Source organism: Flavobacterium swingsii, assembly GCF_900111965.1.
GTDB lineage: Bacteria > Bacteroidota > Bacteroidia > Flavobacteriales > Flavobacteriaceae > Flavobacterium > Flavobacterium swingsii.
This window is the reverse complement of the sequence record NZ_FOJT01000001.1, coordinates 510,546-534,912: the sequence shown is the minus strand read 5'-3', so window position 1 is coordinate 534,912 and position 24,367 is coordinate 510,546. Positions and strand designations below refer to the sequence as shown.

The 24,367-nt window shown below is 32.2% G+C and carries 26 protein-coding genes; 17 read left to right on the top strand and 9 right to left on the bottom strand.

Annotated features, from left to right (window positions below):
• Positions 1 to 4: 4 nt before the first annotated feature.
• The 3 genes from porG to BM053_RS02465 all read right to left on the bottom strand — a co-directional run bounded on the left by porG (position 5) and on the right by BM053_RS02465 (position 2,444).
• Positions 5 to 688, bottom strand: coding sequence for a type IX secretion system protein PorG (gene porG / locus BM053_RS02475; RefSeq protein ID WP_091473625.1), 684 nt, complete (start codon positions 686 to 688; stop codon positions 5 to 7).
• Between the two features lie 135 nt (positions 689 to 823).
• On the bottom strand, positions 824 to 1,708 hold the full coding sequence (locus tag BM053_RS02470; protein ID WP_091473623.1) for an NAD kinase: 885 nt from the start codon (positions 1,706 to 1,708) through the stop codon (positions 824 to 826).
• A 76-nt stretch (positions 1,709 to 1,784) separates the two neighbouring features.
• The gene (locus BM053_RS02465) at positions 1,785 to 2,444 is read right to left on the bottom strand and encodes a CBS domain-containing protein (RefSeq protein WP_091473622.1); all 660 of its coding nucleotides are present in this window, start codon (positions 2,442 to 2,444) and stop codon (positions 1,785 to 1,787) included.
• Positions 2,445 to 2,538: 94 nt separating this feature from the next.
• Here BM053_RS02465 and BM053_RS02460 point away from each other — a divergent pair, with 94 nt between their 5' ends.
• The 9 genes from BM053_RS02460 (at position 2,539) to BM053_RS02420 (ending at position 9,902) form a co-directional block, all read left to right on the top strand.
• Entirely contained in the window at positions 2,539 to 3,267 is a 729-nt protein-coding gene (locus BM053_RS02460; protein WP_091473620.1) for a pyridoxine 5'-phosphate synthase, read from the top strand.
• A gap of 16 nt (positions 3,268 to 3,283) precedes the next feature.
• Positions 3,284 to 3,829: a LemA family protein gene (locus BM053_RS02455; protein WP_091473618.1), complete on the top strand. Its 546-nt coding sequence runs from the start codon at positions 3,284 to 3,286 to the stop codon at positions 3,827 to 3,829.
• A gap of 101 nt (positions 3,830 to 3,930) precedes the next feature.
• Complete coding sequence (locus BM053_RS02450; RefSeq protein ID WP_091473614.1) at positions 3,931 to 4,695, top strand: alpha/beta fold hydrolase; 765 nt, start codon at positions 3,931 to 3,933, stop codon at positions 4,693 to 4,695.
• 157 nt (positions 4,696 to 4,852) lie between these two features.
• Positions 4,853 to 5,197 carry a phage holin family protein gene (locus BM053_RS02445; RefSeq protein WP_091473612.1) on the top strand — a complete coding sequence of 115 codons (345 nt, stop codon included), beginning with the start codon at positions 4,853 to 4,855 and terminating at the stop codon, positions 5,195 to 5,197.
• Positions 5,198 to 5,282: 85 nt separating this feature from the next.
• The gene (locus BM053_RS02440; protein WP_091473610.1) at positions 5,283 to 6,608 is read left to right on the top strand and encodes a trigger factor; all 1,326 of its coding nucleotides are present in this window, start codon (positions 5,283 to 5,285) and stop codon (positions 6,606 to 6,608) included.
• Positions 6,609 to 6,874: 266 nt separating this feature from the next.
• On the top strand, positions 6,875 to 7,549 hold the full coding sequence (clpP, locus tag BM053_RS02435; RefSeq protein WP_091473607.1) for an ATP-dependent Clp endopeptidase proteolytic subunit ClpP: 675 nt from the start codon (positions 6,875 to 6,877) through the stop codon (positions 7,547 to 7,549).
• Between the two features lie 46 nt (positions 7,550 to 7,595).
• Positions 7,596 to 8,828, top strand: a complete 1,233-nt coding sequence (gene clpX, locus BM053_RS02430) for an ATP-dependent Clp protease ATP-binding subunit ClpX (RefSeq protein WP_091473605.1) — start codon at positions 7,596 to 7,598, stop codon at positions 8,826 to 8,828.
• Positions 8,829 to 8,964: 136 nt separating this feature from the next.
• Entirely contained in the window at positions 8,965 to 9,333 is a 369-nt protein-coding gene (locus tag BM053_RS02425; protein ID WP_091473603.1) for a Sec-independent protein translocase subunit TatA/TatB, read from the top strand.
• Positions 9,333 to 9,902, top strand: a complete 570-nt coding sequence (locus BM053_RS02420; protein WP_091473601.1) for a phosphatase PAP2 family protein — start codon at positions 9,333 to 9,335, stop codon at positions 9,900 to 9,902. Before BM053_RS02425 ends, BM053_RS02420 begins: the two co-directional genes overlap by 1 nt.
• Positions 9,903 to 9,976: 74 nt before the next feature.
• Here the strand turns inward: BM053_RS02420 and BM053_RS02415 are convergent, their stop codons facing one another.
• Positions 9,977 to 10,618, bottom strand: coding sequence for an O-methyltransferase (locus tag BM053_RS02415; RefSeq protein ID WP_091473599.1), 642 nt, complete (start codon positions 10,616 to 10,618; stop codon positions 9,977 to 9,979).
• A 77-nt stretch (positions 10,619 to 10,695) separates the two neighbouring features.
• On the opposite strand from BM053_RS02415, the gene rlmN reads away from it, so the two are divergent.
• Positions 10,696 to 11,739: a dual-specificity RNA methyltransferase RlmN gene (gene rlmN / locus BM053_RS02410; protein WP_091473597.1), complete on the top strand. Its 1,044-nt coding sequence runs from the start codon at positions 10,696 to 10,698 to the stop codon at positions 11,737 to 11,739.
• A 56-nt stretch (positions 11,740 to 11,795) separates the two neighbouring features.
• Here rlmN and BM053_RS02405 read toward each other — a convergent pair whose 3' ends face one another.
• Positions 11,796 to 12,677, bottom strand: a complete 882-nt coding sequence (locus BM053_RS02405; protein ID WP_091473595.1) for a hypothetical protein — start codon at positions 12,675 to 12,677, stop codon at positions 11,796 to 11,798.
• 122 nt (positions 12,678 to 12,799) lie between these two features.
• On the opposite strand from BM053_RS02405, the gene BM053_RS02400 reads away from it, so the two are divergent.
• The 4 genes from BM053_RS02400 to dnaG all read left to right on the top strand — a co-directional run bounded on the left by BM053_RS02400 (position 12,800) and on the right by dnaG (position 18,754).
• Positions 12,800 to 13,777: a polyprenyl synthetase family protein gene (locus BM053_RS02400; RefSeq protein ID WP_091473593.1), complete on the top strand. Its 978-nt coding sequence runs from the start codon at positions 12,800 to 12,802 to the stop codon at positions 13,775 to 13,777.
• Positions 13,778 to 13,950: 173 nt separating this feature from the next.
• Complete coding sequence (locus BM053_RS02395) at positions 13,951 to 15,192, top strand: hypothetical protein (RefSeq protein ID WP_091473591.1); 1,242 nt, start codon at positions 13,951 to 13,953, stop codon at positions 15,190 to 15,192.
• A 169-nt stretch (positions 15,193 to 15,361) separates the two neighbouring features.
• On the top strand, positions 15,362 to 16,642 hold the full coding sequence (locus tag BM053_RS02390; RefSeq protein ID WP_091473589.1) for a hypothetical protein: 1,281 nt from the start codon (positions 15,362 to 15,364) through the stop codon (positions 16,640 to 16,642).
• A 126-nt stretch (positions 16,643 to 16,768) separates the two neighbouring features.
• Complete coding sequence (gene dnaG / locus BM053_RS02385) at positions 16,769 to 18,754, top strand: DNA primase (protein ID WP_091473586.1); 1,986 nt, start codon at positions 16,769 to 16,771, stop codon at positions 18,752 to 18,754.
• Here the strand turns inward: dnaG and BM053_RS02380 are convergent.
• Both BM053_RS02380 and nadE read right to left on the bottom strand, forming a co-directional pair.
• Entirely contained in the window at positions 18,751 to 19,380 is a 630-nt protein-coding gene (locus BM053_RS02380) for a response regulator transcription factor (protein WP_091473584.1), read from the bottom strand. The genes dnaG and BM053_RS02380 overlap by 4 nt on opposite strands.
• Positions 19,381 to 19,674: 294 nt before the next feature.
• Positions 19,675 to 20,484, bottom strand: a complete 810-nt coding sequence (gene nadE / locus BM053_RS02375; RefSeq protein WP_091473752.1) for an NAD(+) synthase — start codon at positions 20,482 to 20,484, stop codon at positions 19,675 to 19,677.
• Between the two features lie 141 nt (positions 20,485 to 20,625).
• On the opposite strand from nadE, the gene gldB reads away from it, so the two are divergent.
• The 3 genes from gldB to BM053_RS02360 are packed head-to-tail and all read left to right on the top strand — an operon-like array spanning position 20,626 to position 22,763.
• A complete protein-coding gene (gene gldB / locus BM053_RS02370) occupies positions 20,626 to 21,582 on the top strand; it encodes a gliding motility lipoprotein GldB (protein ID WP_091473583.1) in 957 nt (318 codons plus the stop codon).
• A 39-nt stretch (positions 21,583 to 21,621) separates the two neighbouring features.
• Entirely contained in the window at positions 21,622 to 21,945 is a 324-nt protein-coding gene (gldC, locus tag BM053_RS02365; protein ID WP_091473581.1) for a gliding motility protein GldC, read from the top strand.
• Positions 21,946 to 21,959: 14 nt separating this feature from the next.
• Positions 21,960 to 22,763, top strand: coding sequence for a hypothetical protein (locus BM053_RS02360; RefSeq protein ID WP_143076454.1), 804 nt, complete (start codon positions 21,960 to 21,962; stop codon positions 22,761 to 22,763).
• On the opposite strand, the gene yihA is transcribed toward BM053_RS02360, so the two are convergent.
• Both yihA and BM053_RS02350 read right to left on the bottom strand, forming a co-directional pair.
• Positions 22,760 to 23,380, bottom strand: coding sequence for a ribosome biogenesis GTP-binding protein YihA/YsxC (gene yihA, locus BM053_RS02355; RefSeq protein ID WP_091473577.1), 621 nt, complete (start codon positions 23,378 to 23,380; stop codon positions 22,760 to 22,762). The genes BM053_RS02360 and yihA overlap by 4 nt on opposite strands.
• A gap of 58 nt (positions 23,381 to 23,438) precedes the next feature.
• The gene (locus BM053_RS02350; RefSeq protein ID WP_091473574.1) at positions 23,439 to 24,203 is read right to left on the bottom strand and encodes an alpha/beta fold hydrolase; all 765 of its coding nucleotides are present in this window, start codon (positions 24,201 to 24,203) and stop codon (positions 23,439 to 23,441) included.
• Positions 24,204 to 24,367 lie beyond the last annotated feature (164 nt).

The following is a 24,367-nucleotide window of genomic DNA, read 5'->3' as shown; positions in this document are numbered from 1 at the left end:
TCGATTATTCGTTACAATAACATGGTTTGTTTCCAAAGGTATAAGTTAGCGTAAGTCCAGTAAATACATACCAATCTTTACTATTTGTGTTACCAAATTTTAAGCTTTCTAAACTTCCGTTTTTGGGAAAACTTCCGTCAATATCATCGGAAAACGTATATCTAGCACCAGCTTCAATTCCTAAAACGAAACTATCTGCAATATGCATTTTTAAACCACCAATAATTGGTATTGCTACTCCTCCAGAATTTCCATCGGAAACATATTTGTCGTTTATTACATATAAATCATCAGAAGTAAAATAGCTTAAACCGGTATATAAATATGGTGTTGACATGAATCCGGATTTATGTAAATTAAAATCGAACCAGTTAAACTCAAATCCTCCAGAAAACTCAGTAATTGTGTTTTGGAAAGTATAATCTCTTTCCTGACGAGAGTTTAAATCGGAATTTGCATCGATTCCTTTTATCTTAGATTGAGTTACCGAAAATCGCCAAGAATACCTAGGGTTTTTATTCCATTTGTACAAAATCCCAATAGCAGGATCCTTTGGCGCAATGTATTGTGTGCTTCCTACATCGCCTATAAAATTGCTTCCTCCAGCAAAAACACCAATCTCATGAATTTGTGCATTTGCCATCTGAAACAGAAAGAATATGGTTAAAATGTAAGTCGTTTTTCTCATTTATTTTTAATAAGGGTGCAAATATACTAATTCTGAAGACTTAACAAAGTGAAAATTGTTATCCAGATCAAATAATTAGTTGTTTTTATTGATGTAAAAACGAAAAATAAAGAGTTGTAGTATTTTAAAAGAAGATTAATTTCGTTTGTCTTCTCCCCAAAGCAATTTGTTACGCAATGTTTTTAGGAATGTTTCCTCAGGAATCTCAATCATATTAATCTTAAAAGGCGTTTTTTTGATTGTCAAAATCGCTTCGTTTTTTACCGATGCAATTCTAGAATCTAACGAAACCAAGTAGTTTTCTTCACGACCAGAAATTTTAAGTTTTATTTCGGTATTGTCAGGAATCACAAGTGGTCTAGCGTTTAAATTGTGCGGTGCAATAGGTGTTATGACCAAACAATTTGCTTCTGGTGTAAGAATAGGTCCGCCGCAACTCATCGAATAACCTGTAGATCCTGTTGGTGTAGATATAATTAAGCCGTCAGCCCAATAAGAATTCAAATATTCTCCGTTCAAATAGGTTTCGATGGTAATCATCGAAGTGGTGTCTTTTCGACTTACTGTCACTTCGTTCATAGCGAAATTCAAATCTTTTATTTCTTCAATTTTACTAGAGCCTTTTAAACTTAATAAAGTGCGTTTAGAAATAGTGTATTTTTTTTCGAGAACCAATTGTAAGAAAGTTTCAATATTTTCTTGCTGAACCGTTGCCAAAAAACCTAATCTTCCTGCGTTTATTCCTAAAATTGGAATTCCTGAATTTCTAACTAATGTTGCGGCTCTTAAAAAAGTTCCGTCGCCACCAACGCTAATTAGTAAATCGAAACTTTTGTCTAAATCTTTGTGAGAGCTAAATTTTTGGTAAGTGTTTGCAATCGATTTATTTTCGACTAAAATGGCCGCAAATTTTTCTTCAATAACAACTTGAACTTTGTTTTTATTCAAAAAAGCAAACAGTCGCTCGATAATTGGCGAAGTAGAATTCTGATAAAATTGTCCAAAAACAGCTATTTTCATTTTTAATTTTGATTTGGTTATTTGTGGATTTGGTTATTCGGATAACAAATAACCGAATAACCAAATCCACAAATATCTATATGTTAAGGTATTTGTCTAAATATTCCGAACGTTCTTTTAGGTTGTTTATGTAATTATCTTCTTGATGTTCAGAAACTATTTCGTACTCGTAACGGCGAAAAGTTTGAATAATCTCATTTATTCCACCAAGAGCAATTTTAATTGTTATTTGTATTTTCCCGTTTGTAGAATCGGAAACAAATAAGCCTAAAATCCGACCATTATTACCTTCTACAATTTGTGAAATTTGACTAAAAGAATATTCGGTAATATTTTTTTCGACAATAATAATACCTCCAGATTCTTTTAGAAATGGCGTGTCATTAAGAAAACGAATAATATCTACAATTTCATAATAACCTAAATATTTGTGATTCTCATCGAGAACTGGTAAAATAGTGGTTTGACTTTTTGCGAAATCGTCTAAAACATCCAGCCAAATTGAATCGCTTTTAGTAAAAAAACCTTCGAGCGTATATTTGTAATCGATGATTTTTTTATCAAAATCGAAAGTTTCTACATCTTCGCTAGACAAATTTCCAACAAAAACGCCTTCTTCCATAACAGGAAAATGCGAAAATGGTGCTTCTACAAAAAAATCCTGCGCAACAGCAACACTTTCGTGAATGTCGAGCGGTTTGTAATCGTTATTTATATAGTCTGATAAAATATTCATAGCTAAAAATCTACTGCAAAATAATTAAAAAATAAGTTACTATGCTTGTTTTAGTTTGTATTTTTGTGATTTACAAATACAAATTAAGTTTATAATGACTCAAAATCAATGCAAGTTAAGTGTAAATATTAATAAAATTGCCACTTTACGAAATTCTCGTGGCGGAAATGTACCTGATTTACTAAAAGTTGCTGCGGATATTCAGAAATTTGGCGCACAAGGAATCACTATTCATCCGCGTCCAGACGAAAGACACATTCGTTATCAAGACGCACGAGATTTGAAATCGATAGTTTACACCGAATATAATATAGAAGGAAATCCGCTTGAACGTTCGTTTGTAGATTTAGTTTTAGAAACAAAACCAACGCAAGTTACTTTGGTTCCTGATGCAAATGATAATTTGACGTCGAATGCAGGTTGGAATACCATTAAAAACAAAGATTTTCTGGCGGAAATTACGCAAGAATTTCAACGAAATAATATTCGAGTTTCCATATTTGTAGATCCGGTTCTAGAAATGATTGAAGGCGCGAAAATTACGGGAACCGATAGAATCGAATTATATACCGAAGCTTTTGCACACCAATATGGTTTGGGAAATAAAAATGCTATAACACCTTATACAAAGGCCGCCATTTTAGCCAATGAATTAGGAATTGGTATTAATGCAGGACACGATTTAAGTTTAGATAATATTCAGTTTTTCAATCAAAATATTCCAAATTTGGTAGAAGTTTCTATAGGTCACGCTCTTATTTCTGAATCGTTATATTTAGGTTTAGAAAATGTGGTAAATATGTATTTGCAGAAGTTAAAATAGAAAAGAATAAGTTATTATGAAATACTTAAGAGGTTGCCTTGTCATATTCATTGGTTTTATTTTAATATTTACTGTAATCTATTTTTTTTATAAAAGCAACGTGATTTCTAGTTTAGAAACACGAAGCAAAAAAGTAGAATTGAATTGGAAAAATTATGTTGAAAGTATTAAAAGCAGAAATGTAAAATTGAAAAAGAGAAATATACAAAATGATAGTTTAATATATTTTATAAATATTTCTGAAAAGTCTAAATCAGATAAATTTACAGTCGAATTTGAATTTAATGAATATGAAATCAATCAAAATTTAATGATTGAAAATAGCAGAAATGAATTTAATGATGTGTTAAATAAAAATATTGAAATTTATAATCAATCGGTAAGAGAATACAATACTTATAGAGGGATTTTTCCAAATTTTATAATTGCTAAAAAAGCAAATTCCCCAAAATATTTTGATTATTTTGATATAATTAAATATGGAATTGAAAACCAAAATCCAAAAATAAAAAGAAAAAAAGTTGAAGATTGGATTAAAAATGGCGGAGACTTTCCTGAATAACAACCACTGCTAATAGTGGTTTGGAGTAGTTTGGGTTTTATAGTAAAAAAAACTTTGTGAATCTCCGTGTTTCTTTGTGAATCTCTGTGAAATTATAAAATATGTTATACTCAAAAATAGAAGGTCAAGGCAAGCCACTCCTAATTCTCCACGGATTTTTAGGAATGTCAGACAATTGGAAAACACTCGCTACAAAATATGTCGAGCAAGGATTTCAGGTTCATGCATTAGATTTGCGAAACCATGGAAAATCTTTTCACTCCGACGATTTCAACTACGAAATCATGGTGCAAGATGTGGTCGATTATTGTGCTTTTCATCATTTAACTTCCGTTGATGTTATTGGACATTCCATGGGTGGAAAAGTAGTTATGCTACTCGCTACGACTTATCCGGAATTAGTAAATAAATTGATTGTTGCCGATATTGGTCCTAAATTTTATCCTGTTCACCATCAAACGATTTTAGCCGCGCTTGGCGCGGTCGATTTTTCTAAAAAACCATCACGCGCAGAAGTTGAAGTCATAGTTTCGGAATATATTTCCGATTTTGGAACAAGACAATTTTTGCTTAAAAATTTATATTGGCAAGAGCCGGGGCAATTGGCTTTTCGTTTTAATTTGAAGGTTTTTAATGAGAAAATTGAAGCAATAGGAAAAGCTTTACCTTTTGATGATAAATTTGAAAAAGAAACGGTATTTTTACGTGGCGACAAATCTGATTATATATTAGATTCAGATTTCGAAACCATATTGCATCATTTTCCAAAAGCCGAAATAGAAACTATTCCAAACGCAGGACATTGGCTTCATGCCGAAAATCCTCTTGATTTTTTTGAGAAAACGGTACAATTTTTGAAGAAATAAAGTTAGTTGAAACAAAAAAATGCCACAGATTAAAAAGATTAAAAAAGGATTTTTTGATGGCAAATAAAAAAATCTGTGAGAATCTTTTTAATCTGTGGCTTTTAAATTCAATATATTTAACAATCAATAATTATCAATTTTAAACAAACAAAACACTATGAAATTACTTTTTCGTCTACTAATTACAACCATTATTGTACTGGCACTTTCTTATTTTATGGGAGGAGTTCAAGTTGATAATATTACAACAGCTATCAAGGTTGCTATTGTTTTAGGATTGCTAAACACTTTCCTGAAACCAGTTTTAGTGTTTTTTACATTTCCAATTACTGTCGTTACATTAGGATTATTTCTATTAGTCATCAATGCCGGAATGGTTTTATTGTGTGATTATTGGTTAGATGGATTTACTATAAGTTCGTTTTTAACAGCATTATTCTTCAGTATTTTACTGTCTATTTCTCAATCTATTTTATACAAATTTATAAAAGACGACAAATAGCAAAATTCGATAAGTTAAAAATTTGTTGGGTGGCAGAAATTTTGTAATTTTGCCACCCAATTTTATTATGTAAATTAAAGAGAAGATGGATATTAGAAGAATAGCAATAAACGCTGTAACCGAAATTATCGAAATTACAGTAATGCCTACAGATTACAAAGGTCAAGTAGCAAAACGTATCAACGAAAAAATGCCTTTAGCAACTGTAAAAGGTTTTCGTAAAGGTGCTGTGCCAAAAGATTTAGTCGAAAAACAATACGGAAAAGCGATAAAACAAGAAGAAGTTAAGAAAGTTGTTGAATTGGCTTTAGAAAGATTCATCACTGCCGAAAGATTAGCGCTTCTTGGAACTCCGTTAGAAATAGAAAAAGAAATTTTCAACTGGGAAGTAGAAGAACTAACTTTTCAATACGAAATAGGATTAGCGCCTTTCTTTACTTTAGATTTAGAAGCAAAAACTGACGTAGTAAAATATATTGTTACTGCTGATGACAAATTAATCGACGGACAAGTAACTCGTATCCAAAAGCAATTTGGAAAAGCAGTTCCTCAAGAAATTGTTTCAGAAAAAACAGACGTTTCAGGAGTTTTTACAAACGAAGAAAAAGGAATAAACAATCCTATTACTATTTCTTTAGATATTTTTAAAGACAAAAAAACTGCTCAAAAATTCATCGGAAAAAAATCTGGAGATGTAGTTACAGTAAATACAAAAGGTTTGTTCGAAGACGATCATCAATTAATGGATTTCTTAAAAGTAAGTCATGATGACGTACACGGATTAGAAGTTGATGTAAACTTTACTATCGAAAACATCAACGAAACGGAACCAGCAGAACTAAACCAAGAATTGTTCGATAAACTTTTTGGTGAAGGAAATGTAGCTTCATTAGCAGACTTGAAAGCAAAAATAAAAGAAGATGCTGAATCTCAATTTGCAGAACAAGCACAACAAAAATTAACAGACGATGTAGTTAACGCATTAATCGATAATACAAAATTCGATTTGCCAGAAGCATTCTTAAAAAAATGGTTGCAAACTGTAGGAGAGAAAAAATTATCACCAGCAGAAGCAGAAGCAGAATATTACCGTTCAGAAAAAGGATTGCGTTTCCAAATGATTGAAGGTCGTGCTTTAGCTCAAAGCGATATCAAAATCAATTTCGAAGATTTAAAATCATTCACATCAAGATCAATCCGTCAGCAAATGGCGCAGTTCGGACAAACAAATCCAACAGATCAAGAAGTAGAAGGAATTGTAGCAAGAGTTTTATCTAACCAAGAAGAAGTAAAAAGATTGTCTGAGCAAGTAACAAAAGACAAACTTTTACAAATGCTTGTAGAAAAAGCAAATCCTACTACAAAAGAAGTTACTTATGAGCAATTTGTTGCAGCAATGTACGGCGAATAAATAATAAAATAATTAGTATATTTGAAACGTCAGAAATTTATTTTTGGCGTTTTTTATTTGAAGCTATTCCCGCTATCCGTTACAATCTCGCCAAGAAAAATGGCGAGGATTTTCACTGCTATCGGGGCTAAAAATAGTAATTAATTCATATTACAGTAATCATTCAACAGACAGTTTGTCACAAAAAATAAAAGGTACGAACTTTGCTTTAAGATTAAAACAACAACATTAAATATCAAACCATCTAAACTCATAAACTTTTTAATATGAACTACGGAAAAGAATTTAAAAAATTTGCAACAAAACACCAAGGTGTAAACGCAATGTATTACGATAAAATAGTTGGCGCAATGACACCAACAAACATGACACCATATATTATAGAAGAACGCCAGTTGAATATTTCTCAATTAGATGTTTTTTCAAGATTAATGATGGACAGAATTATATTCCTAGGAACAGGAATAGATGATCAAATTGCAAACATCGTACAAGCACAATTGCTTTTCTTAGAAAGTGCCGATGCTAGTAAAGATATTCAAATTTATTTGAATTCTCCGGGCGGAAGCGTTTATGCAGGATTAGGAATTTATGACACAATGCAATACATCAAACCAGATGTAGCGACAATTTGTACAGGAATGGCGGCTTCTATGGGAGCAGTATTGTTATGTGCAGGAGCAGCAGGAAAACGTTCGGCATTACCACATTCACGAGTAATGATTCACCAGCCATCGGGAGGAGCACAAGGAGTTGCAACTGATATGGAGATTAACTTACGTGAGATGTTGAAACTAAAAGATGAATTATACAAAATCATATCACATCATTCAGGACAAGCTTTCGAGAAAGTACACAATGATTCTGAACGTGATTATTGGATGATTGCTGATGAAGCAAAAGAATACGGAATGATTGATGAAGTGTTGAGAAGAGGTTAAATTTAAGTTCAAAGGTTCTGCCTTTGTAACTTTGCAACTAGAAATAATGGCAAAAGAAAAATTAGAATGTTCCTTCTGCGGAAGAAAAAAACCAGAAACCAATTTGTTAATTGCTGGAATCGATTCACACATCTGTGACAAATGTATCGAGCAAGCACACGGAATTGTTCTGGAAGAATTAAAAACCAGTGGAGCTTCACGTCAGGTTTCGGATTTAGTTTTGCAAAAGCCAAAACAAATCAGAGCTTTTCTTGACCAATATGTTATTGGTCAAGACCAAACAAAAAAAGTAATGTCTGTAGCAGTTTACAATCATTACAAACGATTAATGCAACAAAATGATCATGACGAAGTAGAGATTGAAAAATCTAATATTATCATGGTGGGACAAACGGGAACAGGAAAAACACTAGTAGCAAAAACCATTGCAAAAATGCTCGATGTTCCTTTAGCAATTGTAGATGCAACTGTTTTGACAGAAGCAGGATATGTAGGAGAAGATGTAGAAAGTATTCTGACTCGTCTTTTGCAAGCTGCCGATTATGATGTAACCAAAGCCGAAAGAGGAATTGTTTTTATCGATGAAATAGATAAAATTGCACGTAAAAGTGATAATCCATCTATAACTCGTGATGTTTCGGGCGAAGGCGTGCAACAAGCATTATTAAAATTATTAGAAGGAACCGTTGTAAATGTTCCGCCAAAAGGAGGAAGAAAACATCCAGACCAGAAATTTGTTGAAGTAAATACTCAAGATATTTTGTTTATTGCTGGTGGTGCTTTCGATGGTATTGAAAGGATAATTTCAAAAAGATTAAATCGTCAAGCCGTTGGTTATAGCACTTCAAAAAATGTCGATAATATAGACAAAGACAATTTACTACAATATATTATTCCAAAAGACATTAAAGATTTTGGGTTAATTCCAGAAATAATCGGTCGTTTACCAGTATTGACACACATGGATCCTTTAGATAGAGAAACCTTGCGTGCAATTTTGACACAACCTAAAAATGCCTTAATTAAACAATATCAAAAATTATTTATGATGGATGATGTTGAATTTAATATCACCGATGAAGCACTAGATTTTATTGTCGATAAAGCATTAGAATACAAATTAGGAGCCCGTGGATTGCGTTCACTTTGCGAAGCGATCTTAACCGATGCTATGTATGAATTACCAAGTTCAGATGATAAAATTCTGAATATAGATAAGGAATATGCACACCATACATTAACAAAAAATTTATTGAAGCGACTAGAAATTGCTTCTTAAATAGAAACAAAAAAAGCAACTCGAATAGAGTTGTTTTTTGTTTTAAGTATTATTTTATAAGATAAAGTTAAACATTTGCTGTCAATCGACATCAATTTAAAAAACTTTGTAACTTTGTATTTTAAAATTCAAAAAAATGTTCGGAATAGGAGGAGGAGAATTAGTATTTATCATTTTTATAGCCTTGATGCTTTTTGGATCAGATAAGATTCCAGATATTGCTCGTACTATGGGGAAAGCTATGGCGCAGCTAAAAAATGCTACAAATGATATTAAAAGCGAAATCACAAAAAGTGCCGATTTAGATGGGTCAGATTTTAAAAATTTAACCAGCGGTTTCACTTCCGAAATTGACAACGTAAAACAAGGATTCAATAAAATGATTACCGATAACACATCGGATTCATCAGGAACAAAATCTATCACTGACAATATTACTTCCGAAATTGATAAGGTCAAAGAAAATTTAGACGATCTTACAGGGCCAATAAAACGTCAGTTATAATGTTAGAAAAAATAATCACAATAGACAAAGAATTACTCGTTTTTCTTAATGGTTTAGGCTCGGAAACTTTCGATCCGTTGTGGTTAATTATAACAAAACAATCCAGTTGGATTCCACTTTTTCTATTCTTATTGTATCTGGTTTATAAAAAATTGGGAACAAAACAAACAATTATTATCGTGCTTTTCGTTGCTGTTTTACTCACGATAAACAATACCATTACCGAATTATTTAAAGCTACATTTCAGCGATTACGCCCTTGTAATGATCTGGAAATTAAGGATATTATTAGAAACATAAAACCAAGTTCTAGTTTTAGTTTTTTCTCAGGACATTCCTCAAATACGATGGCAGTTTTCGTGTTTTTATATTCAATATTCAAAAAACAATACAAGTATTTTTGGGTACTAATTCTTTGGCCATTAATCTTTGCATACAGCCGTGTTTACTTAGGATTGCATTTTCCTACCGACATACTTGCGGGATATACTTGCGGAATAATTACAGGATATATAACATATATAAATTATCAAATACTTCAGTTAAAATATTTTAAGAAGGTTATTTAGGAGCTATTTCCAGCTGTACACTATATCTTTTCCTCGCTAAAGGAGCAAGAAAAAGGATGCCGTTCCCATCTGGGCTAGAGCACTCGGCTAACAGTCAACCCATCTCTTATAGGCAATAAAACCGTTTCAACTCTAGGATCATTCTTCAAAAGTAAATTATATTCCAACAAAATTTTGGTGCTCAAATCATTTTTTTCTAACGGTAAAACGACTTTTCCAGACCACAAAACATTATCAGACAAAATGATTCCGCCTTTATTCATTTTAGGGATAATGAGATTAAAATAATTAATATAATTTTCTTTATCGGCATCAATAAAAACCAAATCGAATTTCAAATCCAAATCAGGAATAATGTCAACAGCTTCTCCTAAATGTTGCACAATTCGATTTCCCCATGGCGATTTATCAAAATATTTTCGCTGAAAATCTATCAACTCTTCCTTAATATCTATCGTGTGTAATTGCCCGTTTTCTTGCATTCCTTCACACAAACACAAACCAGAATAACCAGTATAAGTACCTATTTCTAGAATATTTACCGGACGAATAAGTTTCGATAACATACTTAAAACACGACCCTGAAAATGTCCGCTCAACATTCTAGGTAACAAAATTTTCTGATATGTTTCTTTGTTAAGTTGCGCCAATAGCTCAGGTTCGTTTTCTGAATGTTGCTCGATATAATCTTCTAAATCTTGAGAAAGGAAATGCATTTGATAAAATTTTAAGCAAAAATACAAATTACCAAAACAAGAATAACGAAATCAACAAAATAACGTAAATTTGCACCATGCAAATCGAGAAAAAAGACATACGAGCATTATCTAAAGAACAATTACGTGATTTTTTTGTAACGAATAACGACAAAGCTTTTCGTGGTAATCAAGTGTACGAATGGTTGTGGAGCAAAGGCGCACACAGTTTCGAAGACATGACAAATGTTTCTAAAGAAACCAGACAAATGCTGGAAGGTAACTTTGTTATCAATCACATCAAAGTAGATACAATGCAACGCAGTAGCGACGGAACGGTAAAAAATGCGGTTCGTTTGCACGATGGCTTAATTGTCGAATCGGTTTTAATACCAACCGAGACTCGTACAACCGCTTGTGTTTCTAGTCAAGTTGGTTGTAGTTTAGATTGTAATTTTTGTGCCACAGCACGACTCAAACGCATGAGAAACCTAGAGCCTGGCGAAATTTACGACCAAGTTCTCGCTATTGATAGAGAAAGTAAATTATATTTCAACCGACCGTTGTCTAATATTGTATTTATGGGAATGGGAGAGCCGCTCATGAATTACAATAATGTGATTAAAGCGATCGACATGATAACTTCTAACGAAGGATTGGGAATGTCACCTAAAAGAATTACGGTTTCTACTTCGGGCGTTTCTAAAATGATTCGAAAAATGGCCGACGATGAGGTAAAATTCAAACTAGCAGTTTCCTTACATTCCGCTATCGAGGAGACTCGTAATCGAATCATGCCATTTACCAAAAGTTTTCCATTGCCAGAATTGCGTGAAGCTTTAGAATATTGGTACCACAAAACAAAAAGTAAAATTACTTACGAATATGTAGTTTGGAAAGGAATAAACGACAACAAAGAATCGGTAGATGCCTTAGTAAAATTTTGTAAATATGTGCCTTGTAAAGTAAATCTTATCGAGTACAATCCGATTGATGATGGCGAGTTCCAACAAGCATCACCAGAATCTATAAATGCTTATATAAAAGCACTAGATTCAAACGGAATCATTGCAAAAGTGCGACACAGTCGTGGTAAAGATATCGATGCAGCTTGCGGACAATTAGCCAATAAAGAAGTATAAAAAAATCCCTGAAAATAATTTTCAGGGATTTTTTTATTTAACAATCAAATCTTTATTTATTGCCCAATATTTATAGTAAATGAAACGCCATTTATGGTAAAAATTGCAAGATTATCACAATCTCCGTTTCCGTAGTCTAATGTTGCTGTGTGAGAATTTCTAACAAATGTTATAACTCCTTTAGATAAAGAACTGTTTGTAGGAACACAAGCTAGTTTTACAATAATTGGACTAGTAATTGTACTAGTTTGTGAAACTGTATTAGGGAAAGTTGTAGTCCAGTTTCCAGTAACACTATATACATTGTCTGTCCAGCTAGCAGGTGTGTTGTATCCAGCAATAATTTCGCTAGTTCTTGTTCCAACTCTTGTTAGGATTCTTCCGTCAGACAAAGTAATTGTAAGATTCATATTCATAACCCAAATTGGGTGACTTGGTGAAGATGCAGTTGCGGCAGTCATGGTTCTTGTAAATGTTTTTGTTCCTTCAATTCTTCTTGTGTTATGTTTAAAATTTTCGAAAGTACAATTTACAGTATGTGTAGTTGCGCTAGGATCATAAACAAAAGACATAATGATTTTTCCACTAAGAAAATTTCCGTTATTAATTTGACAACCAGTTCCAAAATCGATAGTTTTAGTAACTGTTTGACCTACTGTTGGAGCTGTTCCAAAAGCAGGAACTCTAGTGATTGTAGCACAAGTTGATAAATAACTTACTTGGGCATTAGAATCTTTGTAAGAAAGTACATTAGAATCAAAATTTTCATATTGATTATCAACGATATTATATACATCGTCATTTTCAACATCAATTTTTGCATTAATTCCAGCTTCATCAGCACTTATTGTCTCGTTGTCTTCGGCTTCGTCATTTTTAGAACAACCAATCGTTATTAATGTTAGAAATAATCCGAATAATAAAATTTTACTTTTCATAATTTATTTATTTAAATGGTTTGTAGGTAAGACCTTGTTTTTTGAAAAAGGTTTAATCAAATGTAAAAAAATAATTGACACTTCAAAATTTTAATTCTTAAATGCTATCTTTGAATCACAATATGGATATAACTTCACAAATAAAAAAACCGATTCTTGAGGAAATGGAGCTTTTCGAAAAAAAGTTTCAACAATCTATGACTTCAAAAATTGCGTTACTTAACAGAATCACTTATTATATTGTAAATAGGAAAGGAAAACAAATGCGTCCCATGTTTGTTTTTCTTACCGCAAAAATGATTTCTGATGGCGAAGTCCTTGAGCGAACTTATCGTGGCGCTTTAGTAATAGAACTCATACATACCGCCACTTTGGTGCACGATGATGTGGTTGATGATAGTAACCGTCGCCGCGGATTTTTCTCTATTAATGCGCTTTGGAAAAATAAAATTGCAGTTCTTGTAGGGGATTATTTACTCTCGAAAGGATTATTACTATCGATAGATAATGGCGATTTTGATTTACTAAAAATTATTTCGGTAGCTGTTCGGGAAATGAGCGAAGGCGAATTATTGCAAATAGAAAAAGCCCGAAGATTAGATATTACCGAAGCTATTTACTACGAAATTATCCGTCAGAAAACAGCAACACTTATTGCCGCTTGTTGTGCACTTGGTGCAAAATCGGTTTCTGAAGATGAAGTTCAAGTCGAAAAAATGAGAAAATTTGGTGAACTCATAGGGATGGCTTTTCAGATAAAAGACGATTTATTCGATTATACCGACGAAGCCATTGGTAAACCAACAGGAATAGATATCAAAGAACAAAAAATGACTTTGCCGCTTATTCATGTTTTAAATAATTGTACTTCAAAAGAAAAAAGTTGGCTCATCAATTCTATCAAAAACCACAATAAAGACAAGAAACGAGTAAAAGAAGTAATCACTTTTGTCAAAAACCAAAACGGATTGGCTTATGCCGAACAAAAAATGATTCAATTTCAGCAAGAAGCACTTTTCTTACTACAAGATTTCTCAAATTCAACCTATAAAGAGTCTTTAATCTTGATGGTAAATTATGTAATTGAAAGGAAAAAATAGTTTTTTAAAATTGGAAGGTGTTGGTTTTGTTGGTAATGAAAATTATTTACGAACTAAGTAACTCAGGATTTTTTGAAAATCTGATTTACTAACAAATAATTAACAAATTACTATTTGAAATGTAAGAGTATTTTTCGTTTCTTTGGACGTTAAACAAATAAATAAATAGCCCCATGAAAATTAAAATTTTATTGTTTCTTTTATCTACATTTTATGTTGCTAATGCACAAAACGGTCAAGGAATAGTTGGAGAGTCAAACTGGTTTAGTGGTTGGACAAACTTCAGACCCAAAGCCGCTGAATATAACCAAGCTACACAAATTTTGACAGGCGATATAAAAGAAAACATGACCCTTACAAAAAATAATGTGTATTTAATCATGGGTACAGTTCACGTAGCAAATAAAGCTGTACTAACTATCGAGCCAGGAACTGTAATTAGAGGAGATTTCGATACTACTGGAACACTAACAATAGTAAAAGGCTCGAGAATAATAGCAGAAGGAACAGAAACAAATCCAATCGTTTTTACTTCAAACAAACCAACTTCCGAAAGAAAACCAGGAGATTGGGGAGGAGTAATCCTTATGGGCGATGCTCCAATAAATAGATTTGGAGGAGTTACGTCATCATTTTACGAGCCAAATCCTTTGTATAGCCCTTTTGGAGGAACAAATGAAACTAGTGATTCTGGAATATTAAAATATGTAAGAATCGAATTTGCAGGTAAAAAAATTGATGCAAAAATTGCACTAAACGGATTAACTCTTGCTGCTTGTGGTAATAAAACAAAAATACAATACGTACAAATCAGTTTTTCAAGTGATGATTCAGTTGAAGGAGTTGGAGGAAATGTCGATTTAAGTAATGTGATATCTTACAGAGCAAATGATGATGATTTCGATTATTCTATGGGTATACAAACTACGATGACCAATAGTATTGCAATACGTAATCCTTATGCTTCAGACAACACACGATCTAGATGTTTCGAAATAGATTCGTATGATAAAATCGAAAATTATGATTCAACAAAAAAGAAAACTTACATTAAGTTAAATAATGTGACTATGACCAACGATGAAGAAAATACGATGGGCTTAGTAAAAGAAGCGATTTCGTTAAAAACAGATTCTTTTTTAGAAGTAAATAAATGTGTAGTGGCTGGTTTTTCTAGTTTCATTGCTTTAGATGATAAATATTTAGCAGGAGATAATTTCAAAAATATAAAAGTTTATAATTCAACAGTAGATAGTTGTTCGGAATTGTTTACTAATGAGGCTTTGCTTAAAGCTAAAAATGCAAATGATTGGTTCACGCAAAATGATAAATTGTTGTATGTAACAAGTACTGGAATAAATAACTTGTTTATGAATAATAATGTTAAGAAAAAACCAGATTTTAGACTAAAATAAGACTGCTTTTTTTTAAGATAAATTTTAAAAAGTGTTTCAGAAATGAAGCACTTTTTTTGTGATATATAACGAATAATAACAAATACATAATATGTAAGAATTAATGATTTAACATTCCGATTCTAATTTTGAACTGTAATAGAAAAAACAAATCTTTAATTACCTACTTATGAAAAAAGCAATCTTAATTATTATTAATTTAATTAGTGTTATTTCTTTAAATGCACAACAAATTAATGGAATTACAGGAACAGAAAATTGGTTTAATAACTGGACTGATTTCAAGCCAAAAACAACGGAGTATAATGAATCTACGCACATCTTGAATGGGATAATAGATACAAACACAACGCTTTCTAAAAAGAATACTTATCTCCTTATGAATGTTGTTTACATAACAAATAATGCCACGTTAACTATAGAGCCTGGCACAATAATAAGAGGAGATTTTGCAACTTGCGGTACATTAGTAGTTACAAAAGGAGCAAAAATAATTGCAGAAGGAACAGCAACTGATCCAATTGTTTTCACTTCAAATAAAAATGTTTCCGAAAGAAAACCAGGCGATTGGGGAGGTATAATAATGTTAGGAGATGCTCCAATAAATAAATTTGGAGGTGCCGGAGCATTAGATTTTAATCTGAATCCAAAATACAATACTTATGGTGGGTCAAACTCCGAAAGCGATTCTGGTATTTTAAAATATGTAAGAATAGAATTCTCAGGAAGAAAACTCAATGCTTTGAAAGAATTAAACGGATTGTCACTAGCCGGAGTTGGTAATAAAACAAAAATAGAATACATACAAATTAGTTTTTCTAACGACGATTCATTCGAATCGTACGGTGGAGATTTAAAACTAAATAATTTAATTTCTTTTAGAGCTACAGACGATGATTTCGATTTTACCTTAGGAGCGCAATGTTTTATAAACAATAGTGTGGCTATTCGTTACCCATTTTCATCAGATGTTTCAAGATCTAGATGTTTTGAAGTAGATTCGTATGATAAAATTGAAAATTATGATTCGGAAAGAAAATTAACAAAAATCACGGCAAATAATATAACTTTAATCAACAATGAAGATAATAATCAAGGATTGATAAAAGAAGCTATTTATATTAAAAAAGACAGTTTTTTTGAATTAACAAACAGTGTTGTTTCTGGATTTAATCAGTTCCTACTCTTGGAAGACAAAGCACTTTTAAATTCTAATCTGGATAAAATAAAGTTTCAAAACCTAGTTCTCAATGATTGTAAAACCAAAGTAGAATTAGAGTCAAGTATTATTAATAAAACACTGGAAGAATGGATTACTAATGATAGTTTAAAAATAACAACTTCACATACAGATAGGAAGTTTTTGTTTGTAGAATCAGATGTTAAAAAAAATCCTGATTTTAGATTAAAAGATGGCAATTCTGCTTCTGCCGTACTTGTCGTAAAATAAATTTAAAGTACTTGTGAAAAGTGTTTCAGAAATGAAGCACTTTTTTGTTTTCTAAAAATAAACAATCTAAAAATACAATTTTAACTTTGTATCTTTGGCACTTTGCAACTTTGAACCTTATATAAATTGATTTCAAAAGCCACCATAGACACCGTTTACGAAACTGCTCGAGTAGAGGAGGTTATTGGCGATTTTGTACAATTAAAACGTGCAGGAAGCAATTACAAAGGATTGTCTCCGTTTTCGGACGAACGTTCACCATCATTTATGGTGTCGCCAGTCAAACAAATCTGGAAAGATTTTAGTTCAGGAAAAGGAGGAAATGCGATAGCGTTTATTATGGAACACGAGCATTTTTCGTATCCAGAAGCGATTAGATATTTGGCAAAAAAATACAATATCGAAATCGAAGAAACTGAACAGTCGCAGGAAGAAAAAGAGCAAGCAGGCGAAAAAGAAAGCATGTATTTGGTTTCGGAATTTGCAGCCAAGTTTTTTCAAAACACTATGATGAATACCGATGAAGGCAAATCAGTAGGACTTTCGTACTTCAAAGAAAGAGGATTTACAAACGATACCATCAAAAAATTCGGATTGGGTTATTCGCCCGAAGTTTGGGACGCATTTACAAAAGAAGGATTAGGACAAGGTTACAAATTAGATTATTTAGATAAAGTCGGACTAACGATTCTTCGAGAAGACGGCAAGCATTTCGACCGTTTCAAAGGACGTGTTATGTTTCCAATACAAAGTATGTCTGGTCGAGTTTTGGGTTTTGGAGGACGTATTTTGACGAATGACAAAAAAGCAGCAAAATATCTGAATTCGCCCGAAAGCGAAATATATCATAAAAGTAAAGTTTTATACGGAATTTACCATGCAAAACAAGCTATCGCAAAATTAGATAATTGCTTTTTGTGCGAAGGTTATACCGATGTAATTCAGATGCAACAAGCCGGAATAGAAAATGTAGTTTCGTCTTCTGGAACAGCACTTACGCCAGATCAAATCCGATTAATAAATCGATTAACAAAAAATATCACCGTGCTTTTTGATGGTGATGCTGCTGGACTTCGTGCTTCTATTCGAGGAATCGATTTAATTCTCGAGGAAGGTATGAATGTTAAAGTTTGTACGTTTCCGGAAGGAGATGATCCGGATAGTTTTGCTAAAAAAACACCTTATGAAGAGCTGATAAAATACCTCGATGAAAATGCGATGGATTTTATCCAATTCAAAGCGTCTTTGTTGATGAAAGATGCCAAGAATGATCCTATCAAAAAAGCGGAACTTATTCGTGACATGGTAAATAGTATTTCGAAAATTCCTGACCGAATTAAAAGAGAAATCTATATTCAGGAATGTTCTCGAATTATGGATATTTCCGAAGAAGTTTTGTTTAACACGTTGGCACAACTGGTTCAAAAAGACATTTCGGAAGTTGGGAAAAAACAAAAGCAAGATCAGAAAAATCAAGTTTTTGAAGTTCATAAAAACGAAAACATTGCTGTTAATGCAAAAGTAGATGTCTTGTATGAATTGGAACTTAAAATTATCGAAATCTTACTGCTTTATGGAAATGTAGAAGAAGATTTTGAAGATTTTGTTTTTAAAGCAAATGAAGAAGGCGAATTATTAGAGATAAAAGAAATAAATAAATACAAAGTTTTTCAGCGTATTTATTTGAGTCTTCAAGAAGATGAGGTCGAGTTGGGAACACCAATATTCAAAGATATTTACAACGATTTGATTACTTATTTTAATGAAAATGAGAAATTCGAAATTGAGCAATATCTTATGAGACTTTCACCAGAATTAGCGCAAGAAGTCACCACAATTCTCATGGACGATGAGAAAGTTTCGTTGCACAACTGGGAAGCCCAACAAATTTATGTAAAACAAAAAGACGAAACGGTAAGTCAATATGTATCGGAAACGATACTTACTTTGCGTTGGTTTTTAGTTAATAAAATCATCGAAGAAATCAAGTCAAATTTATCCAAAGAAATAGACTCAGATAATTCCGAAAATCTATCTATGGCTATGGATTACTCTAAATTGGTAAATAATTTTTCGAACAAATTAGGACGCGTTATGTCACGTTACAGCTAAACGATTTCTAAAGTTTTAGCTTTATTTACTAAATCGACCAAGTTTGTAACATTCAGTTTTGCTAAAAGCCTCAATTTATAAGTACTTATCGTTTTTTCGTTAAGATGTAAAGCTTCGGCAACTTCTTTGTTTTTCTTTCCGTTGCTCAAATAACGCAAAACCTCAATTTCACGAGAAGATAATTTTCTGTATAATCTTTCGGATTTAGCTTGTTTAGAAATTAATGCGATGTTTTTCTTAACTGCATCACTAAAAATTACCGCACCACGATTTACTTTTATAATAGTAGAAGTTAGCACATCTAATTTTTCAGTTTTTTGTACAAAGGCAAAAACACCTGCTTTTATAGCATTTGGCGCATAAATTTGCTCGTTCAAGTTAGAAAACAAGATGATTTTTACCTTAGGAAAATCTTTTAGTAAATTCTTAATGAGGTTTATACTCGAAAGACCTTCGAGTTCTAAATCCAAAAGTAAAACGTCAATTTCCTTTCGTTTTAGCATCTCCGATACCATTTCAAAATTATCAACAATTCCTACCAAAGTAACATCAGCATGTTCTTTGTAGTAAGCACGAATGCCATAATGTACAACGGGATGATTGTCTGCAAGACCTATTTTTACCATGACCTTAAAGTTTAAATAGTTAGACTAAAACGTATTATAGTAATAAAGATACGGAATATTTTATAACCAATTGGCAATCAAGTAATAAATTACTTATAAAAAAGTCATAAAATCTAAAGTGAGAACCTTATAGACTTTATGACTATCATTAACTAATATCAAAAAAAATTAGACCACGGATGCAACGGATTTGGACAGATTTTTACAAAAAAATACCAACAAAAATAATTTTTAATCAGTAAAAATCCCTGATATCTGTGACGAAAAAAAATAGTCTGTTAGCGGACAGATATATTAGACTTTATAACTATTTGGAATTAAACAAACAGGAATTGGGTTCATTTTGTGCTGATTAATCGTGTTCAATCGTTTGTAAATTTCAAAAACTACTTTTTCACGACCTGTAAAATCATCAGTGTTTTTGCCGTTTTCTAACGCATTCATAGCCCATTCTAATTCGGTATAACTCGCGCCAAGTTGGTCTTCGTCGCTTCGGTCATCACCAAATAACCCATCGGTCGGAGCCGCTTTTTGTATAGATTCCGGAACATTAAGATAAGCAGCAAGCGCACGAACATCACTTTTCATCAAATCGGCAATGGGACTCAAATCGACACCGCCATCTCCATATTTAGTAAAAAAACCAACGCCAAAATCTTCAACCTTATTACCAGTTCCAGCTACTAATAATCCGTGAATTCCGGCCAAATAATACAAACTCGTCATGCGTAATCTCGCTCTAGTATTGGCAAGCGATAAATTTAGTTTGGCTTCATTGTCCGAAGTAGGAACTTCGGCTTTAAAACTTTCAAAAATAGGAGTCAAATCTACACGTGTATCAGACACGTTTGGAAAGCGTTTTTTAAGCTGAGTAATATGCTCTTGCGCTCTGTTTACATGGCTTTGTGCTTGGTGTATCGGCATTTCGACACACAAAACATGTAGTCCAGTTTGTGCACATAAAGTTGAGGTAACTGCCGAATCTATTCCGCCCGAAATTCCTATCACAAAACCATTTACTTTGGCATTTTGCGCATAGGTTTTCAGCCAGTTTACAATATGGTCGTTAACTTTTTCACAATTTATGGTACTATTTTTTTGCATGGTTACTTTTGTTTTAAAAACGAATGTATATTTGCAAAAATAATAATTAGGAGCTATTCCAGCTATACGTTTCAATCTTTTATTTTTTAAAGAAAAAAACAAAAGGATTTCCACTGCTATCTGGGCTAAAAAATCATGTTTATGAAAAAATACATTGTACTTGTTCTATTCCTATTTGCCATTGTTTCGTGTTCTAAAAAGAGCAAAATTCAAGAAGCTGCAGAAGAAATACCGGTAAATATAAAAGTAGATCGTTACGATAAAGCTTTTTTTGAAACGCCAGTAACCGAATTGCCAAAACTAAAAGCACAATATCCTGAATTTTTTCCGCCATCAATATCGGATTCGGTTTTGGTCAATAAAATGCAAAATCCGCTTTGGAGAGAATTATATGCTGAGGTGCAAAAACGTTATGGTGATTTCGATAAAGAAACAGCCGAAATAGAAGATTTATTTCGTTACATCAAATACTATTACCCAAAAACACAAATCCCAAAAGTATATACTGTGATTCAGGAAATGGATACAGATTATAAGGTAATTTATACAGAAAAAGCATTAATTATTTCGTTAGAATTATATTTAGGAAAAAATCATAAATTTTATGAATTCCCAAATTATATGAAGCAAACTTTCGAGCCTTCACAAATACTACCAGATATTGTAGAGAGTTTTTCTAGAACAAAAGTGAAGCCTCCAACTCAAAAAGATTTATTATCGCTCATGATATATTCAGGAAAACAATTGTATTTAAACGATGTTTTGTTGCCAGAATACTCAGACGAAGACAAAATTTGCTACACGCCAGAGCAGCTTAAATATTGTAAATATAATGAAGCAAATATGTGGAGATTCTTCATCGAAGAAAAATTATTGTATGATACCGACCCTAAAATGTCACAACGATTTATAAGTCCAGCGCCGTTTTCTAAATTCGGATTAACGTCAGACAACGAAACGCCAGGAAGAATAGGAGCGTGGTTTGGTTTACAAATCGTACGTTCGTTTATGGAAAACAATGATGTCCCAATGCAACAAATGATGGCTATGGATGCCAAAGATATTTTTCAAAAATCTAAATACAAACCGAAAAAGTAATTACGAATTTTCTTTATTAGAAAAATAAAAATCAAAAAAATGACTTCTGAAATAAAATTTAACATACAATTAGACGAAAATCGTGTTCCCGAAAAGCTACATTGGTCAGCACAAGATGGCGGTGTCGAAACTGAGGAAACAAAGGCGATTATGCTTTCTATTTGGGATAACAAAGCCCAAGAAACCATGCGAATAGATTTATGGACAAAAGACATGCCTGTCGATGAAATGAAAGTATTTTTTCATCAAACATTAGTTGCCATGGCAGATACTTTTCATCGTGCTACGGGCGACGAAAAAATGACCGATACCATGAAAGATTTTTGCGACTATTTTGCAGAAAAGCTAGAATTGAAAAAGTAAAATACGTTTAAAAGATGAAGAAATATTTATTTATATTGGTGATTTCAAGCATTTTTAATAATGTTTTTTGTCAAGATATAAGAATGGTAATCCCAACTTTTTATGGAAGTAGTATTAATTTAAATAATGAAGCAAAATATTTAGATTTAGGTAAGAAATCTATTCAAACAATTTTAAAAAACATTAATTATTCTAATATTGAAGCTAATTTTAAAGAAGGAGATACTATTTCTTTTGAAATAAGCTATGTAATTGGTGAAACAGGTAAGGTTGTTAAAGATTATACTTTTGTTAAATCCGAAAGTAATTATCTTGATTCTGAGTTTATTAAAATCATAAATGATTTCCCTATTTTTACACCAGCTATTTCATTAATTAAAAAGACGCCTGTAGGTTACCAATTTAAAACTTTTGCAAAATTCTTTTTTTCTAAAGAGATGTATCTAATTAGAATTTCTCCCGATGCTGTTAAGCAAAAAGAAATAAAGAGAAATTTTAAGATTTTGCCATTGTTTGGAAATTGCAAAAAAGATAATACTTTGGAAGAGCAATCAGTTTGCTTAAGCAATGGAATTGCAGATTATATTGGCAGGTATTTGATTTTTGAAGAAAAGGGTAGTCTTAAAACCATTAGAATTTACTTAAAAATAGACAAAAATGGAATAGTTGGGCTAATTGATGTTGATAATCCAAATAACGATATTAAGGAAGCTTTCAAAAAAGTAATAGAAAGAATGCCTAAATTGGAACCTGCTCTAGGTCTTGAAAATGAACCAATTGATTTTCTTTTTCGTTTACAAATTAATTTCAGTAATTAAAATTCGTTATTCTCCTTAAAAATTTCTTGATTTACTTCGTCTATATAACTTAAAAGACTTTCTTTTCCTGTATGTTCCGTTGCAGAAGTAACAAAATGATGTGGCATCTCTGCCCAATTATTGGCAAGCAAAGCTTTGCGATAAGCCGCTACGTGTTGGTCTACTTTTCCTTTACTAATTTTGTCTGCTTTGGTAAAAACGATACAAAAAGGCAATTCGATTTCGCCAAGGTAAGTGATAAATTCTAAATCTATTTTTTGTGCCTCGTGGCGAATGTCTATTAGTACAAAAGCACAAACTAGTTGTTCTCTTTTTTCGAAATAATCGGTAATAAATTGCTGAAATACTTCTTTTGTTTTTTTAGAGACTTTGGCATAACCATAACCTGGTAAATCGACAAGAAACCAATTGTTATTTATCTTAAAATGATTTATTAGCTGTGTTTTTCCGGGCCTTCCGGAAGTTTTAGCCAAACTTTTGTGATTGGTTAACATGTTTATTAACGATGATTTCCCAACGTTAGATCGTCCAATAAAAGCGTATTCTGGTATGCGTTCTTGCGGACACAAACTTACGATGGAATTGCTTATTATAAATTCGGCGGTATTAATTTTCATTTAATATGTTTTACACTAAAATAGCGGTATAATTATTTTTTAAAGAACAAGTCAGTTTTTAATGTTCTGCTTTTGTAGTCAACCATTCATCAAGCAAACGGTTAAACTCGTCTGGATGTTCCATCATCGCTGCGTGACCGCAATTTTCAATCCAATATAAAGTCGAATTGGGTAATAATTTATGAAATTCTTCGGCAACATTTGGTGGTGTTACTTTGTCGTTTCTACCCCAAATAATTCCTATGGGAACATGCATTTTCGGCAAATCTTTGGCCATATTATGACGAATGGCACTTTTTGCAATAGTCAATGTTTTTATTAATTTTATTCTGTCATTTACCGTAGCATATACTTCGTCAATGATTTCTTTGGTTGCAATTGCTGGATTATGGAACACATCTTCTGCTTTTTTTCTAATATATTCGTAATCACCACGTTTTGGATAACTATCACCCATAGCGCTTTCGTAAAGCCCTGAACTTCCTGTAATTACAAGCCCAGAAACGCGTTCTGGATACATTTTTGTAAAATATAAAGCAATGTGTCCGCCCAATGAATTTCCAACAAGAATTACTCTGTCAAAACCTTTGTATGTGATAAAATCTTTAACGTATTTCGAGAAAGCTTTTACGTTAGTTTTTAGTATGTTTTGTGTGTATAATGGCAATTGAGGTATAACAACTTTATAACCTTTTGCAGGAAAATAATTGGCAACACCGTCAAAATTACTTAGACCGCCCATTAATCCGTGCAAAATGATAATTGGTGTTCCTTCTCCAGCTTCAAAATATTCGTATTTACCTTCTTTCTTTAAGTTATCCACAGTCAATCGTTTTGTCTTTAAATAGATGCAAATATAGGACTAAAATACCAAATATAAATCGTGTCTTTTTTTATAACATCATTTTTTTGTTAATAAGTCTAGAATATTGATTCTTCTTGATTTTGCATTTGTTTAGCGTCAAAAAAGCTAAAACTTATCAACAA

Excerpts from the sequence above, each read along its gene's own strand:
- BM053_RS02465 (WP_091473622.1), bottom strand. The coding sequence starts at position 2,444 with ATGAATATTTTATCAGACTATATAAATAACGATTACAAACCGCTCGAC.
- gldC (WP_091473581.1), top strand. The coding sequence starts at position 21,622 with ATGACTTCTGAAATAAAATTTAACATACAATTAGACGAAAATCGTGTT.
- yihA (WP_091473577.1), bottom strand. The coding sequence starts at position 23,380 with ATGAAAATTAATACCGCCGAATTTATAATAAGCAATTCCATCGTAAGT.
- BM053_RS02390 (WP_091473589.1), top strand. The coding sequence starts at position 15,362 with ATGAAAAAAGCAATCTTAATTATTATTAATTTAATTAGTGTTATTTCT.
- gldB (WP_091473583.1), top strand. The coding sequence starts at position 20,626 with ATGAAAAAATACATTGTACTTGTTCTATTCCTATTTGCCATTGTTTCG.
- BM053_RS02360 (WP_143076454.1), top strand. The coding sequence starts at position 21,960 with ATGAAGAAATATTTATTTATATTGGTGATTTCAAGCATTTTTAATAAT.
- BM053_RS02455 (WP_091473618.1), top strand. The coding sequence starts at position 3,284 with ATGAAATACTTAAGAGGTTGCCTTGTCATATTCATTGGTTTTATTTTA.
- rlmN (WP_091473597.1), top strand. The coding sequence starts at position 10,696 with ATGCAAATCGAGAAAAAAGACATACGAGCATTATCTAAAGAACAATTA.
- BM053_RS02400 (WP_091473593.1), top strand. The coding sequence starts at position 12,800 with ATGGATATAACTTCACAAATAAAAAAACCGATTCTTGAGGAAATGGAG.
- BM053_RS02420 (WP_091473601.1), top strand. The coding sequence starts at position 9,333 with ATGTTAGAAAAAATAATCACAATAGACAAAGAATTACTCGTTTTTCTT.
- BM053_RS02460 (WP_091473620.1), top strand. The coding sequence starts at position 2,539 with ATGACTCAAAATCAATGCAAGTTAAGTGTAAATATTAATAAAATTGCC.
- BM053_RS02425 (WP_091473603.1), top strand. The coding sequence starts at position 8,965 with ATGTTCGGAATAGGAGGAGGAGAATTAGTATTTATCATTTTTATAGCC.
- BM053_RS02395 (WP_091473591.1), top strand. The coding sequence starts at position 13,951 with ATGAAAATTAAAATTTTATTGTTTCTTTTATCTACATTTTATGTTGCT.
- BM053_RS02450 (WP_091473614.1), top strand. The coding sequence starts at position 3,931 with ATGTTATACTCAAAAATAGAAGGTCAAGGCAAGCCACTCCTAATTCTC.
- nadE (WP_091473752.1), bottom strand. The coding sequence starts at position 20,484 with ATGCAAAAAAATAGTACCATAAATTGTGAAAAAGTTAACGACCATATT.
- BM053_RS02415 (WP_091473599.1), bottom strand. The coding sequence starts at position 10,618 with ATGCATTTCCTTTCTCAAGATTTAGAAGATTATATCGAGCAACATTCA.
- BM053_RS02445 (WP_091473612.1), top strand. The coding sequence starts at position 4,853 with ATGAAATTACTTTTTCGTCTACTAATTACAACCATTATTGTACTGGCA.
- clpP (WP_091473607.1), top strand. The coding sequence starts at position 6,875 with ATGAACTACGGAAAAGAATTTAAAAAATTTGCAACAAAACACCAAGGT.
- BM053_RS02470 (WP_091473623.1), bottom strand. The coding sequence starts at position 1,708 with ATGAAAATAGCTGTTTTTGGACAATTTTATCAGAATTCTACTTCGCCA.
- BM053_RS02405 (WP_091473595.1), bottom strand. The coding sequence starts at position 12,677 with ATGAAAAGTAAAATTTTATTATTCGGATTATTTCTAACATTAATAACG.
- BM053_RS02380 (WP_091473584.1), bottom strand. The coding sequence starts at position 19,380 with ATGGTAAAAATAGGTCTTGCAGACAATCATCCCGTTGTACATTATGGC.
- clpX (WP_091473605.1), top strand. The coding sequence starts at position 7,596 with ATGGCAAAAGAAAAATTAGAATGTTCCTTCTGCGGAAGAAAAAAACCA.
- porG (WP_091473625.1), bottom strand. The coding sequence starts at position 688 with ATGAGAAAAACGACTTACATTTTAACCATATTCTTTCTGTTTCAGATG.
- BM053_RS02440 (WP_091473610.1), top strand. The coding sequence starts at position 5,283 with ATGGATATTAGAAGAATAGCAATAAACGCTGTAACCGAAATTATCGAA.